This is a genomic window from Inquilinus sp., from assembly GCF_057815775.1.
In genome coordinates this window covers 1-13,979 of sequence record NZ_JBYRFX010000674.1, presented here as the reverse complement: position 1 = coordinate 13,979, position 13,979 = coordinate 1, and the positions used below count along the sequence as shown (strand labels likewise).

The following is a 13,979-nucleotide window of genomic DNA, read 5'->3' as shown; positions in this document are numbered from 1 at the left end:
CGCAGCGCCGCCCGGATCTCCTGCTGACGCTTATACTCGGCTGCGCAGGCCGGGCATTCCTTCAGATGGGCCTCGAAGGCCAGCGCGCCGACCACGTCGAGTTCGCCGTCGAGCATGCCGTGCAGCAGCACTGATTTGTCCGGGCAGCTCATCGCTTCTCCTCCGCCTGGTGGGCAAGCCAGCCGCGCTTGATCAGCAGCCGCGCCCGCGCCAGCCGCGACATCACGGTGCCGATCGGCACCTCGATCACCTCGGCGATCTCCTGATAGGACAGGTCGTTCATCTCGCGCAGCACCAGCACTTCGCGGAACGGCTCCGGCAGCGCCTCGACCAGGGCGCGAACCGCCGAGGCCTCGTTGATTCGGATCAGCGCCGCCTCCGGGTCCTCCGGCGCCTGGCCCCAGGGATCGGTCTCGGGCTCTGCCGCAGCGTCGTCCGGGTCGGGCAGCGCCTCGCCCAACTGCGCCCGCCGCGCCCGCAGCGAGGCATAGAAGCAGTTGCGCAGGATCGCCAGCAGCCAGGGCCGCGGGTCGCCGCCGCCGAAGCCGTCGAAATAGCGCAGGGCCCGGGCATAGGCCTCCTGCACCAGATCATCCGCATCGGTGGCGTTCCGGGTGAGGTAACGGGCCAGCATATAGGCGTCATCCAGGCAGGGCAGGACGGTGTCCCGGAACCGCCTCGCCGCATCCCTGCCGCGCATGGTCGTGTCTCCAACAGGATGGGCCGCACCGCGCGGCCTGCTCCTGGGTGCAGCATCCTCCCGCCCGATCACGGCGTCGAGCGGCCTGATGAGATTGAGACAGTTCACGGTGTCACGACGATCCGGCCGGTCATGTGCGGCTGCAGGCCGCAGATATATTCGATCGTGCCCGGGACCGCGAAGGTCCGGCTGAAGCTGTCGCCGGTGTCGAGCGGCGGCGAATGGAACGCCCTGTCCGCCGCCAGGATTCTGTGCGGGATGTCATCGCTATTGGTCCAGGTCACGGTGGTGCCGGCCGGGATCTGCACCATGTCCGGGCCGAAGGTGAAGTGGTCGATCATGATCGTGACCAGCGGCGGCGCGGCGGCTGTGGCCGGGCCGCCATCCTGCAGACAGGTGAAACCGTGCGGCGTCGCCGCCAGCGCATCCCCGACCAGGCTGAGCGCGTGCGGCACGCCGCCGCTCAGGCTCCACAGCACCCCGGTGCCGGCCCAGGCCGTGCACTGCAGCGCGCCGCGGCGGTCCCTGCCGCCTTCCCCTTCGGTCTCGTCATCGCCGGCCATGCCGCTCTCCTGTCAGGACGAGGTCGTCCGATGGGAAGATCACGGCACGTCGCGGTTTATTCCCGCCTTTCGATCACAGGCTGGATCGGACCCGGCGTTCGGCTAGGCTGGCCGCCCTATTCTCCTGCCGAGGGCCGCCATGGCTTCGCCCAAGCTCGTGCCCGAGCTGTATGTCTCGGATATCGGCCGCAGCCGCGGCTTCTACACCGGCGTGCTCGGCTTCATGGTGCGATACGACCGGCCGGAAGAGCGCTTCGTCTTTCTCGACCGCGACGGCGCCGCTTTGATGCTGGAACAGCCGGCCGACCCGGACCGCACCTGGCTGGCCGGGCCGCTGGAGCCGCCCTATGGCCGGGGTGTCAATTTCCAGATCGAGGTGGCGGAGATCGACGCCCTACACGACGCAGTGCTGGCGAGCGACGCGCCGATGCAGCTGCCGCTGGAAGAGCGCTGGTATCGCCGCGGCGATACCCTGCTCGGCCATCGCCAGTTCGTGGTGCGCGACTCCGATGGCTATCTGCTGCGCTTCTTCCAGGATCTCGGCTCGCGGCCGGCGCCGGAGGGCAACGGCTGATGCTGTTCAAGCGCCCGATCCTGGACCGGATCGCCGCCGGCACCGTCAGCCTCGCCTTCCGCCGCTGGCGCAGGCCGACGGTGCGGGCCGGCGGCACCCTGACCACCCCGGCCGGGGTGCTGGCGATCGAGGCGGTGGACATGGTGGACGCCGGGCAGATCACTGCGGCGGAGGCGCAGCGGGCCGGCTTCGAGTCGCGCGACGCCCTGCTGGCGGAGCTGACGGCGATGCCGGATGGCGCCCTGTACCGCATCGGCTTCCGGCTACAGGGCGACGACCCCCGGCTGGCGCTGCGCCGGCAGGACGATCTTTCAGCCGCGGATCTGACGGAGCTGTGCCGGCGCCTGGACCGGCTGGACCAGGCCAGCCGGCACGGGCCCTGGACCGCGGCGGCGCTGCGGCTGATCGGCGACCGTCCCGGCGACCGCGCCGCGGATCTGGCGGCCAGCCAAGGCCGCGAGACCCAGCCCTTCAAGACCGATATCCGCAAGCTGAAGGCGCTCGGCCTGACCGAAAGCCTGGAGGTCGGCTACCGCCTGTCGCCGCGTGGCCGCGCCCTGCTGGACCGACTCGGCCGACCATCGGGCTTGCCGTCTTGACGCTCCCGGACCGCGCCCCCATGGTCGCGTCCTCTTCGGACGGAATCGGCGGGACCGCGTGCACGACGCCAGCGCTCACGAGGACGGGACATCCGGATTCAGGCTGCGGCCGGCGACGGCGGCGGATGCCGGCGTGCTGGCGGCGATCCACCGGCGGGCGCGGGAATCCGCCGACATCCCCAACCTGCACAGCCGCACCGCGATTCGCCGCTTCCTGCTGCACACCATCACCCGGTCGCAGGTGACGATCGCCAGCCGCGGCGGCGCGCCGGTGGGCTATGCCGCACTCCACAATGGCTGGCTCGACCAGCTCTACATCCATCCCGATCATCACCGCCGCGGCATCGGCACGGCGCTGTTGGCCTGGGCCCGGCACGAAAGCCCGGCCCTGCGCTTCTACTGCTTCGCCCACAACGCCCGCGCCCTCGCCTTCTACCGGTCGCATGGCGCCCTGATTCTCAGTGAAGGCGATGGTTCCGACAATGACGAGGGGCTGCCGGACCTGTTGCTAGGCTTTTCCTGAATCTGAGGGTTTCCGCCCAACTCCGTGATTCCCATGCCGAATCCGCATGCGGAATGACCCTGAGCCCCGCAACTGGACGCTTGCACGCGTCCCCGAACTGACACAATATGTGGGGCCTGGGCGCGCTGAGCCGTCCACGGGTAGGGGTAGCCACAAGCATCGGAGTCGTGGCGATTCACTCGGAGCGAGGTCGGTCCGGTCCCGGAGAGCCCAGGATTTCCGCGGCTCACCGGAAGTAACCACAGGTTCTTCACTGGGTATTCACTGGTCTATCCACTGGGTTATCCACAGGCCACGCAAAAAACTGAATTTCAATACTTGTTTTTGACTTATGATGACGGTTCCTTGACTGACTTGTGGCGGTCCGCCGACGCGGAGTCGCCGGTGAGTTTCGGCGCGGGGATTGCGGTCCCCGCTGGGCATCAGGCGGGGGTCGCCTCCCAGGGCGATAGTCCAGGGGCGGCAAGCAGAAGGAGACGGGGGCTATGCGGATCGAGCGGCGTTTCACGGCCGAAGGGCACGACGCCTATGACGGGATCGAGTTCCGGTCGGCGACGAGCGAGATCCGCAATCCGGACGGCTCGGTCGTCTTCCGCCAGACCGACATCGAGGTCCCGGCGGATTGGAGCCAGGTCGCGTCCGACATCCTGGCCCAGAAGTACTTCCGCAAAGCCGGCATCCCCGCCCGGCTGAAGCGCGTCCGTGAGAAGGGCGTGCCGGACTTCCTGTGGCGCAGCGTCCCCGATGAGAAGGCCCTGGCCGAGTTGCCCGAAGCCGAGCGCGTCGGTGCCGAGCGCACCGCCACCCAGGTGTTCGACCGCCTGGCCGGCACCTGGGCCTATTGGGGCTGGAAGGGCGGCCTGTTCGATTCGGCCGATGACGCCCGCACCTATTTCGACGAGATGCGCTTCATGCTGGCGCAGCAGATGGCCGCGCCGAACAGCCCGCAATGGTTCAACACCGGCCTGCACTGGGCCTATGGCATCGATGGCCCGGCCCAGGGCCACTGGTATGTCGACGACAAGACCGGCGAGCCGCGCTTGTCCGACAGCGCCTATGAGCGGCCGCAGCCGCATGCCTGTTTCATCCAGTCGGTGGCCGACGACCTCGTCAATGAGGGCGGCATCATGGACCTCTGGGTCCGCGAGGCCCGGCTGTTCAAATATGGCTCCGGCACCGGCTCGAATTTCTCCAAGCTGCGCGGCGAGGGCGAGCGCCTGTCCGGCGGCGGCCGCTCTTCCGGCCTGATGAGCTTCCTGAAGATCGGCGACCGTGCCGCCGGCGCCATCAAGTCGGGCGGCACCACCCGCCGCGCCGCCAAGATGGTGACGGTCGACATCGACCACCCCGACATCGAGACCTATATCGACTGGAAGGTGGTGGAGGAGCAGAAGGTCGCGGCCCTGGTCGCCGGCTCGAAGCTCGCCCGCAAGCATCTGAACGAGGTGATGGAGGCGTGCCACGGCGTCTCCGACGCCGAGACGGGGGACCGCTTCGACCCGAAGCAGAACAAGGCGCTGAAGCGCGCCATCATCGGTGCCCGCAAGGCGATGCTGCCGGAGAATTATGTCCAGCGCGTCATCCACTTCGCACGCCAGGGCTACACCGGCCTCGACTTCAAGGTCTACGACACCGACTGGGATTCGGACGCCTACCTCACTGTGTCCGGCCAGAACTCGAACAACTCGGTCCGCCTGACCAACACCTTCCTGGAAGCGGTGCAGCAGGATGGCGACTGGAAGCTGATCCGCCGCATCGACGGTAAGGTCTCCAAGACGCTCAAGGCCCGCGATCTGTGGGAAAAGATCGGCCATGCCGCCTGGGCCTCGGCCGATCCGGGGCTGCAGTTCGACACCACCATCAACGAGTGGCACACCTGCCCGGACTCGGGGCGGATCAATGCGTCGAACCCGTGCTCGGAATACATGTTCCTGGACGACACGGCCTGCAACCTGGCGTCCTTGAACCTGATGACGTTCCGCCGGGCGGACGCGTCCTTCGACGTATCGGCCTTCGAGCATGGCTGCCGGCTGTGGACCATCACGCTCGAGATCGCGGTGATGATGGCGCAGTTCCCGAGCCGGGAGATCGCGCGCCTGTCCTATGAGTTCCGCACCCTCGGCCTGGGCTACGCCAATATCGGCGGCCTGTTGATGGCGGCGGGCATCCCCTATGACAGCGAGGATGGCCGCGGCATCGGCGGCGCCATCACCGCGCTGATGACCGGCGTCGCCTACGCCACCTCGGCCGAGATGGCCAAGTGCATCGGCCCCTTCCCCGGCTATGCCAAGAACGCCGACCACATGCTGCGGGTGATCCGCAACCATCGCCGCGCCGCCTATGGCGAGGCCGGGGGCTATGAGGGACTGAGCATCAGCCCGGTGCCGCTGGAGGCCGATGGCTGCCCGGACCAGGATCTGGTGTCAGCGGCCCGCCGCGCCTGGGACCGCGCCCTCGGCCTCGGCGAAGCCCATGGCTACCGCAACGCCCAGGCGACGGTGATTGCGCCGACCGGCACGATCGGCCTGGTGATGGATTGCGACACCACCGGCATCGAGCCCGACTTCGCCCTGGTGAAGTTCAAGAAGCTGGCCGGCGGTGGCTACTTCAAGATCATCAACCGGGTGGTGCCGGAGGCGCTGCGCACCCTGGGCTATGACGACGTCCAGATCGACGCCATCATCCGCTACGCCGTCGGCCATGGCACGCTGGAGAACTCGCCCGCGATCGGCCACGCCGCGCTGAAGGCCAAGGGTTTCACCCAGGCCGCCATCGACGCGATCGAGCTTGGCACCAAGGCCGCCTTCGACATCAAGTTCGTGTTCAACCGCTACAGCCTGGGCGATGAGTTCCTGACCGGGACCCTGGGCGTGCCGGCATCGGCGCTGGACGACATGTCCTTCGACCTGCTGTCCCATCTCGGGTTCTCCAAATCGGAGATCGAGGCGGCGAACACCTTCTGCTGCGGCGCCATGACCCTGGAGGGCGCGCCGCAGTTGCAGGACGAGCATCTGGCGGTGTTCGATTGCGCCAATCCCTGCGGCCGCATCGGCAAGCGCTTCCTGTCGGTCGACAGCCACATTCGCATGATGGCGGCGGCGCAGCCCTTCATCTCGGGCGCGATCTCCAAGACCATCAACATGCCGAATGCGGCGACGGTGGAAGACTGCAAGGACGCCTACCTGCTGTCCTGGCAGCTCTGCCTCAAGGCCAACGCGCTGTACCGCGACGGCTCGAAGCTGAGCCAGCCGCTGAACTCCGCCCTGCTCGACGACGATGCCGAGGATGAGGAAGAGAGCCTGGTCGAGCGCATCCTCGAGGCCCCGGCCGGCGCCCGCGCACCGATGGTGGCGGAGCGGATCGTCGAGCGGGTGATCGAGCGGATCGTCGAGAAGACCGGCATCCGCGGCAAGCTGCCCCACCGCCGCAAGGGCTACACCCAGAAGGCGATCGTCGGCGGCCACAAGGTCTATCTGCGCACCGGCGAATACGATGACGGCAAGCTGGGCGAGATCTTCATCGACATGCACAAGGAAGGCGCCGCCTTCCGCAGCCTGATGAACAACTTCGCCATCGCCATCTCGATCGGCCTGCAAAACGGCGTGCCGCTGGAAGAGTTCGTCGAGGCCTTCACCTTCACCCGGTTCGAGCCCTCGGGCCCGGTGCAGGGCAACGACGCCATCAAGATGGCGACGTCGATCATCGACTACATCTTCCGCGAGCTCGCGGTCTCCTACCTCGACCGCAGCGACCTGGCCCATGCCACGCCGGAAGACCTGACGCCGGACACGGTCGGCAAGGGTGTGACCCGGGACGACGGCAAGACCCCGGCCACGGCTGAAACGGCGCCGATCCGCAAGGTCGCCTCCACCGGCTTCGTCCGCGGCAATTTCCGGGTGTTCGAGGGCGGCAACGTCCGCGATGTCGCGGTGGCCCGGATGACCGAGATGCAGGAGCTGGTGACGGAGGCGGCGACCGCCTTCAGCACCGAGGGCGCGACCGCCCTGGCGCCGGAACCGGCCAAGCTGCGCGCCGCGGTGCTGGGCAGCACGGCGGATGTCCGGCTGGCCAAGATCCGCGAAGCCAGGGCCAAGGGCTATGAGGGCGACCCTTGCCCCGAATGCCAGAACATGACCCTGGTGCGGAACGGCACCTGCCTGAAATGCGAAACCTGCGGCGGCACGACCGGCTGCAGCTGAGCAAGCCGAAGAAAGTACGAGGGTTCTAAAAGCCGATGGCGCGTACGGATAAGCTTCTTGAATCCATGCGCGCCAATCCACGTGACTGGCGCATCGATGATGTCGAGGCTGTGTGTCGACACAACGGTCTCGACTTTTCTATGCCCACTCGCGGCAGCCATGCCAAAATTTCGGCCCTCAATCGGCCAGAAATCCTGACGATCCCGGTTCGCAGACCGATCAAGCCGATCTATATTAAGAAGCTGATCGAGCTTATCGACAGTCCGAGGCTTTGAGGGATTCGGTGTGAAGCCGACCGACTACCTGCTCACGGTGCGTCCGCTGGCCCAGGAGGATGGCGGCGGCTTCCTTGCGGAAGCGCCCGATTTGCCGGGCTGCATGTCCGACGGCGAGACGCCGCAGGAGGCAGTAACCAACATCCTTGATGCAATCGCCAGCTGGATCGAAGCTGCCGAGGAGCAGGGCCGACCAGTGCCAGAGCCATCTCAAGCCGCCTAGCTCAAGCAAGGAAGGTCAAAAAATAATATCGTTACTTGCCTTTGGAGACCGGGATGAGGAAATGTTTTATTATTCAGCCTTTTGATAGCGGAAAATATGATCTTCAATATCAAGAAATAATTGTTCCGGCCGTACAGAAATCTGGACTTTATCCCTATCGCGTGGATGAAGATTCGTCTTCGACTATATTAATTGAAAGTATTGAACGGAATATTGAAGAATCATCTGTTTGTATTGCAGACATAACCGAAAATAATCCGAACGTTTGGTACGAACTTGGGTTTGCTCTAGCACTTCGAAAAGGAGTATGTTTAATTTGCTCACAGAGTCGGGAGAAATTTCCTTTTGACGTACAACATCGAAAAATCATCAAATACTCCCTAGAGTCTAGAAGTAATTATCAGAAACTTGAGGATGAGATTTCGAATAGCATCTCGTCCATCATCGAAAAAGAGCAAAAAATTCACAAGATAGAAGAAATAAAAAGTAATATTGTTTATGATGGCGGACTGTCGAGCGACGAAATAGGCGTCCTAACGACAATTATGATCAATTGCCCGATTCCTGGCGACAGCGCATCTCCTTATGTAATTCAAAAAGATATGCTAAAGGTTGGATACTCGAAATTAGGCATCTCAATTGCGATGCATAGTCTTATAAAGAGTAATTTTGCCCAATATATAGATTTGGTTCACGAAGGTGATGAATATAGAAATATTCAACTCTCTGAATACGGGCTAGATTGGATAATAAAGAATAAGGATAAACTTTTAGAAATTGACAGAAAATACAACGACTCTAACGAAAACAAAGAATCGGACGACTTAGAAGATATTCCATTCTAAGATTGCCATGCGGCACTTGGCGTAATCTAAACATGCCAAGCTGCCCTCGACCATCATAGCCGATCCCGCCCCACCATCGGGGCCTTCCGGAGGGTTGCAGTCATGAACAGCGCCGAACTGATCGATCACGTCGCCACCACTGGCAAGCTGACCAAGGCCCAGGCCAAGCAGATTGTCGAGGCGGTGTTCGCGTCGATCGTTGCCGATGCCGCCAAGGGCGGCGAGACCGCGATCCCCGGCTTCGGCAAGTTCAAGGTCGCCGATCGGCCGGAGCGCGAAGGCCGCAACCCCGCGACCGGCGAGACCATCAAGATCGCCGCCTCCAAGAAGCTGGCCTTCGCCCCGGCCAAGGCCGTGAAGGACGCCATCAATGGCTGAGGCGCGCGCCGCCTGATCCGGTCAGAGGTGGGCGTCGATCCATTGGGCGATGTCCTGAACGACGCCTGCCTCGATGCCATAGTAGCCGTGCGGCGTGAGTGACCCGCAGGGGCTGTGCGACTTCGTGATGCCGCCGCTGACGGAGAGGACCCGCGCATCCGGCGACCGTGTCATCGCCGCCGCGATATGCGGCGCCTCCTCCGGCGGGGCAACGTCGCAGCGATCGTCGCGGTTGGCGACGACAAGGGCGGGGACGCGCACATCCCCCGGGTCGGCATCGAACACCGTCTCGTGGCTGCCGCCCAGGCGCGAGACCGATTCCGTGAGGATGACGCCGGCAATCGAGCCGGGCGCCGCATGGGCCGCCCCGTTCATGGCAGCGATCGAGCCCTGGCTGGTTCCGAGCAGGAACACCGGCGCCGGGGCCTGGGCGTGGGCGAAGGCGGCCAGCGCATCGACCAGCGCGGCATAGTCCGCGGAGCTGCGTTCGCCCCGCAGATTGGCGCGGTCCACCGTGTCGGGGATCAGGACGGCAAAGCCCCGGTCGACCCACAGCGACCGGGTGCGGACCACGAAATTGTTGTCGTGCCGGATGTCGCCATCCCGCTCCAGCCCGACATCGCCCGATCCACCGGGCAGCATGACGAGCGTCGCGCGCGGGTGTGCCGGCGACACATAGAGGATGCGCTGATGCCCGCCACCCCGCAGCGGCAGATCGAACAGGCGCTCCTCGCCGCTGTCGGGTGCGGCCTGCACCTGCTCCGATCGCTTCAGGTCGCCCGCCGCATATCGAAGTCCCGCCTCGGCGACCGGCGAAAACCCGATCGCGAAGGCCGGAAGTAACATCAACGCACCCAGGCGTGCAGCTCTTTGCATTTTGCCAACCGATATTTGGGACGATTGAGAGACCCGGCATCCGCTCACGACCGCAGTGCGGCCAATCCTGAGAGATGCTTGTCTAGGCGCTCGGTTGCGCAAGATGAAGGGCGAGCCCGGCGATGCCGTGGGCGACCGGCGGTCACCCCCCGTCAAGCCTGGGGCCATGTAAAAACCGTAAGGTCGTCCGGGTCCCGATCGGGATATACGACCGGGCCCGTGGGACGTCGGAGACCCGGCGGACCTTCAGAGATCGGTCTCGACAATCCCAAGACGGCGGTCGATCCGGCCCAGCCGCTCTTCCAGCCGGTTGGTGTGCTGGTCCAGATGGCCCTGCACCTTCTCGACATCGTTCTCGATGCGGATGATACGGGTCTTCAGTTCCCGGATCTCCCCCTCAAAATTTTCGACCTTGTCGTCGATCCGACGGAGAAGGCGGAGAAGGTCGGAAAGATCCGGCTCGGACATGATGCAACCTCTGGATGGACGAAATCTGCTCATGGCTTTGCTGCGATTCCGGCCCTGAAGCAAATGCCTTCCGGTAATGTCGTCATGCTGCTGCATCACCGGTGTACCCGCCTCAGCCCCGAAATCACGCCGCCGAAACCGGGCGCTGGTTTTCCGGGAAATGCATACCAAAGCACGGAAGACTTCCGGGATTCCCCGCCTCACAGTGGACCGACATGGGGTGAACCCATCAACGGCCCGCAATCGGGTCCAGACAGGGGGAGAAACAATGAGGATGCAGGCACCCGCCGCGCTGGCCGGCGCGATGCTGGCCTCCGCGGCGATGACGGGCCCCGCCGCGGCCGAGCTGGCGGTGAAGGTCTCCGGTTTCGTCGGCTTCGAGGCCGCGCTGGTCTTGAGCCAGTCGGGCCCCGGCTCGCACGACCGGGACTATGATTTCCGCTCCAACGGCCGGCTACAGTTCGACGTCAAGAACGTGACCGACAGCGGCCTGGAATACGGCGCCCGCGTGCGGTTCGACAACGCCAACCGCAAGGATGGCGTCACCGTCGACCACACCTACATCTACCTGTCCGGCGATTTCGGCATCGTCACCGTGGGCGACGCGGATGCCGTGGCCGGCGATTACGGCTATGTCTTCGCCCATGACGCCGTGGTCTCGGAGATGGGCCTGGGCGCCAGCTTCGGCGACAATCTCGACCGCGACTACCAGTATGGCGGCGGCCATTTCTTCTCGCTCGACCCGACCTACATCTCCGGCCTCGGCAACCAGGACACCAAGGTCAAGTATACGTCGCCGACCCTTGGCGGCTTTTCCTTTGCCGTCGACTTCACGCCAGTGGTCGGCAGCGACGCCAGCCATGCTGGCCCGGGCGGGGTGTCGGACCTGACCAATGACGACACCACGCTGTATGAGAACGTCGTCAGCGGCGGGGCGAATTACACCACCGATATAGACGGCGTCTCGGTTCTGGTCTCCGGCACCGCCACCACCGGCAACGGCGTCAGCGGCAACCACGACGTCAAGGCCTACAGCCTGGGGACCCAGATCGGCTCCGACGGCGTCACCGGCAGCGTCAATTGGGTGCACTACGACAGCCTCTACAACAGCCGCAAGGCGATCGACACCATCGCGGCCAGCCTGGCCTGGCAGTTCGGCGACTTCGAGGCCGGTCTCGGCTACGCCTACACCACCGCGCAGAAGGGCAACGGCCTGACGGGCGATGACGACCATGGCGACGCCGGCCGGTCCGACCTCAAGGCCAACCACATCGCCGCCGCCACCCTGGTCTACACCATCGCCCCGGGCCTGAACTCCTATGCCGAGCTGAGCTACGAGACCGCGTCGTTCCGCCAGGGCGCGGATTTCGATAACACCGTGCTGCTCACCGGCATCGTCCTCGGCTTCTGAGAGACCGTTTGTAAATGCTACTGGTGCGGCCGTCTGATGGCGGTTTCTGTGCTTCCGGTGCTCACGGTCCAACGTCCGCTGCGCGCCGGCTCTCGAAACCACCACCAGCCGTCTCACACCAGCGCATTTCCAAACCGTCTCTAAGATCCCCGGCCCCGGCCCTGATCCAGGGCCGGGGTTTCGGCTTCCGGCTCAGTGGTATTGTGGCAGCAGGTCGCCATGGGCTTCGATCATGTCGTCGACCAGATGCCAGATCTCGTCGAGCGACAGCTCAGCCGCGGTGTGCGGGTCCAGCATCGCGGCGTGGCGGATGGCATCCTTGCGGCCGGTCAGCGCCGCCTCGACCACCATCTGCTGCACGTTGATGCTGAGCCGCATGATCCCGGCGAGATGGCCGGGGATGCGCCCGACCCGGATCGGCTGGACGCCGTTGCGGTCGACATGGCACGGCACCTCGACCACCGCCGCCGCCGGTAGATCGGCGATCAGCCCGTCATTGCGGACATTGCCGTAGATCAGGTTGTGTCGGCCGGTGACCATGGCGTGGACGATGCCGGCGGCATATTCGTTGCTGCGATGCACCGCGATCGGCGCCTCATCCACCTCCAGCCCGGCGCGCAGCGCGTGCCATTCCCCGATCAGCGCCTCGCAGCGGCGCGGATATTCGTCCAGCGGCACCTGGTACTGGGCCAGCAGGTCGTCGCGGCCGGCCTTGATGAACCATGGATTGTATTCGGCGAAATGGACGCTGGATTCGGTGACGAAATGCCCGGTCCGGCGCAGCATGTCGAAGCGCACCGCCTCTTCCGCCGGCACCTGGCCGCTCTCGGCTAGGGCCTTCAGCCGGGGATACAGATCCTCACGCCCGCCATTCGCCAGGCGTTTCTCGAACTTCAGAAAATAGGCGACGTGGTTGATGCCGGCGCAGAGGTAGTCGAGGTTTTCCGGCGTCTCGCCCAGCCAGCGCGCCATGTCGGACGAGGTCTCCTGCACGCTGTGGCACAGGCCGACCGAGCGGATGTCCGGCGCCGCCTCTGCGATCGCCCAGCAGTTCATCGCCATCGGGTTGACGTAGTTCATCAGCAGCGCATTCGGGCACACCGCGCGCATGTCCTCGCAGATTTCCAGCAGCACCGGGATGGTGCGCAGGCCGCGGAAGATGCCGCCGATGCCCAGCGTGTCGCCGATGGTCTGGCGCAGGCCATAGCGCTTCGGGATCTCGAAATCGGTCACGGTCGCCGGGCGGTAGCCGCCGACCTGCATCATCAGGATCACGAAATCGGCCCCGGCCATCGCCCTGCGCCGGTCGAGCGTGGCTTCGACCCGCAGCCCGTCCAGCCCCAGCGCGGCGCCGATGCGGCGGGCGACGGTGGCGGAGGTCTTCAGCCGTTCGCCATCGATGTCGTGCAGTGCGACGACACTGTCGGCAAGGTCCGGCTGGCTGAGGATGTCGCCGATGATCGACTTGGCGAAGACGGTGCTGCCGGCACCGATGAGGCAGATCTTGGCCATGAACTCGTCTTTCGTGGAAACGGTATGGGAAGGGCTATTTCAGGCCGGACAGCGCCATGCCTTCGATGAAATGCTTCTGGGCCAGGGTGAAGGCGATCAGGATCGGCGCGATGCTGACCAGGACGGCCGCCATCATCACCGTCCATTGCGCCGCGTATTGCTGCTGCATCAGGGCCAGCCCGACCGGCAGCGTCGTCTTGTCCAGGTCGCTGGGCAGGTAGATCAGCGCGCTGAACAGGTCGTTCCAGGAGGACAGGAAGGCGAAGATCGCCAGGGCGGCCAGCGCCGGTCGCGCCAGCGGCAGATAGATCCACCACCAGATCGTCAGCAGCGACGCGCCATCCATGCGGGCGGCCTCCGCCAGCTCGATCGGGATGGTCAGGAAGTACTGGCGCAGCAGGAAGCAGCCGAAGGCGCCGCCGAGGAAGCTGGGCAGGTACAGGGGGGCCTGGGTGCCGTACAGGCCGAGGAATTTGAAGATCACGAATTGCGGGATCGCCGCCATCTGCGCCGGGATCATCAGCGTCACCAGCAGGGCCACGAACAGCACCTGCCGGCCGGGAAAGCGGACCACGGCGAAGACGAAGGCGCCCATCGAGCAGGTCAGCAGCTGGCCGAGCGTCGAGATCGCGGCCACCTTCAGGCTGTTCCACAACAGGCCGTCGAACGGGATGATCCGCCACATCGTCGCGTAGTTCTGCAGCGTCGCGGCCGGCGGGACCAGGCCGCGGCTGAACTGGTCGGCCGGCAGCTTCAGCGACGTCGACAGCATCCAGGCGAAGGGCCCGACCATGATGATGGCGCCGGCGATCAGCACGACATAGACCAGGGCG

Annotated in this window: 16 protein-coding genes; 9 read left to right on the top strand and 7 right to left on the bottom strand. The window is 64.9% G+C overall.

Translation table 11 applies throughout. From position 1 onward, the window contains the following. From AC3XYG_RS23490 to AC3XYG_RS23480, 3 genes are all read right to left on the bottom strand, one after another. A partial coding sequence (locus AC3XYG_RS23490; protein WP_489142290.1) for an anti-sigma factor family protein occupies nt 1-116 on the bottom strand: 116 nt, incomplete at its 3' end. Between the two features lie 32 nt (nt 117-148). Further along, complete coding sequence (locus AC3XYG_RS23485) at nt 149-700, bottom strand: sigma-70 family RNA polymerase sigma factor (protein ID WP_489142289.1); 552 nt, start codon at nt 698-700, stop codon at nt 149-151. 104 nt (nt 701-804) lie between these two features. After that, nucleotides 805-1,263, bottom strand: a complete 459-nt coding sequence (locus AC3XYG_RS23480; protein WP_489142288.1) for a plastocyanin/azurin family copper-binding protein — start codon at nt 1,261-1,263, stop codon at nt 805-807. A 139-nt stretch (nt 1,264-1,402) separates the two neighbouring features. On the opposite strand from AC3XYG_RS23480, the gene AC3XYG_RS23475 reads away from it, so the two are divergent. The 8 genes from AC3XYG_RS23475 (at nt 1,403) to AC3XYG_RS23440 (ending at nt 8,879) form a co-directional block, all read left to right on the top strand. Beyond that, nucleotides 1,403-1,837, top strand: coding sequence for a bleomycin resistance protein (locus AC3XYG_RS23475; protein WP_489142287.1), 435 nt, complete (start codon nt 1,403-1,405; stop codon nt 1,835-1,837). Beyond that, the gene (locus AC3XYG_RS23470; protein ID WP_489142286.1) at nt 1,837-2,436 is read left to right on the top strand and encodes an ASCH domain-containing protein; all 600 of its coding nucleotides are present in this window, start codon (nt 1,837-1,839) and stop codon (nt 2,434-2,436) included. Before AC3XYG_RS23475 ends, AC3XYG_RS23470 begins: the two co-directional genes overlap by 1 nt. A 58-nt stretch (nt 2,437-2,494) precedes the next feature. Beyond that, nucleotides 2,495-2,959, top strand: a complete 465-nt coding sequence (locus AC3XYG_RS23465; RefSeq protein WP_489142285.1) for a GNAT family N-acetyltransferase — start codon at nt 2,495-2,497, stop codon at nt 2,957-2,959. Nucleotides 2,960-3,444: 485 nt separating this feature from the next. Further along, the gene (locus AC3XYG_RS23460) at nt 3,445-7,158 is read left to right on the top strand and encodes a vitamin B12-dependent ribonucleotide reductase (protein ID WP_489142284.1); all 3,714 of its coding nucleotides are present in this window, start codon (nt 3,445-3,447) and stop codon (nt 7,156-7,158) included. A gap of 35 nt (nt 7,159-7,193) precedes the next feature. After that, nucleotides 7,194-7,433 carry a hypothetical protein gene (locus tag AC3XYG_RS23455; RefSeq protein WP_489142283.1) on the top strand — a complete coding sequence of 80 codons (240 nt, stop codon included), beginning with the start codon at nt 7,194-7,196 and terminating at the stop codon, nt 7,431-7,433. Nucleotides 7,434-7,443: 10 nt separating this feature from the next. Further along, nucleotides 7,444-7,656, top strand: a complete 213-nt coding sequence (locus AC3XYG_RS23450; RefSeq protein ID WP_489142282.1) for a type II toxin-antitoxin system HicB family antitoxin — start codon at nt 7,444-7,446, stop codon at nt 7,654-7,656. Between the two features lie 53 nt (nt 7,657-7,709). Next, nucleotides 7,710-8,501, top strand: a complete 792-nt coding sequence (locus tag AC3XYG_RS23445; RefSeq protein ID WP_489142281.1) for a hypothetical protein — start codon at nt 7,710-7,712, stop codon at nt 8,499-8,501. A gap of 102 nt (nt 8,502-8,603) precedes the next feature. Beyond that, nucleotides 8,604-8,879, top strand: a complete 276-nt coding sequence (locus AC3XYG_RS23440; RefSeq protein ID WP_489142280.1) for an HU family DNA-binding protein — start codon at nt 8,604-8,606, stop codon at nt 8,877-8,879. A 21-nt stretch (nt 8,880-8,900) separates the two neighbouring features. Here the strand turns inward: AC3XYG_RS23440 and AC3XYG_RS23435 are convergent, their stop codons facing one another. After that, complete coding sequence (locus AC3XYG_RS23435; RefSeq protein WP_489142279.1) at nt 8,901-9,635, bottom strand: alpha/beta fold hydrolase; 735 nt, start codon at nt 9,633-9,635, stop codon at nt 8,901-8,903. 366 nt (nt 9,636-10,001) lie between these two features. Next, nucleotides 10,002-10,319: a hypothetical protein gene (locus tag AC3XYG_RS23430; RefSeq protein ID WP_489142278.1), complete on the bottom strand. Its 318-nt coding sequence runs from the start codon at nt 10,317-10,319 to the stop codon at nt 10,002-10,004. 178 nt (nt 10,320-10,497) lie between these two features. On the opposite strand from AC3XYG_RS23430, the gene AC3XYG_RS23425 reads away from it, so the two are divergent. Further along, nucleotides 10,498-11,634 (top strand): porin, encoded by a 1,137-nt coding sequence (locus AC3XYG_RS23425; protein ID WP_489142277.1) that lies wholly within the window; start codon nt 10,498-10,500, stop codon nt 11,632-11,634. A 192-nt stretch (nt 11,635-11,826) separates the two neighbouring features. Here the strand turns inward: AC3XYG_RS23425 and AC3XYG_RS23420 are convergent, their stop codons facing one another. Together AC3XYG_RS23420 and AC3XYG_RS23415 are read right to left on the bottom strand one after the other, a co-directional pair. Continuing rightward, a complete protein-coding gene (locus AC3XYG_RS23420) occupies nt 11,827-13,146 on the bottom strand; it encodes an alpha-glucosidase/alpha-galactosidase (RefSeq protein WP_489142276.1) in 1,320 nt (439 codons plus the stop codon). Between the two features lie 34 nt (nt 13,147-13,180). Next, nucleotides 13,181-13,979: carbohydrate ABC transporter permease (locus AC3XYG_RS23415; protein WP_489142275.1), on the bottom strand; the 799-nt coding region annotated here is incomplete at its 5' end.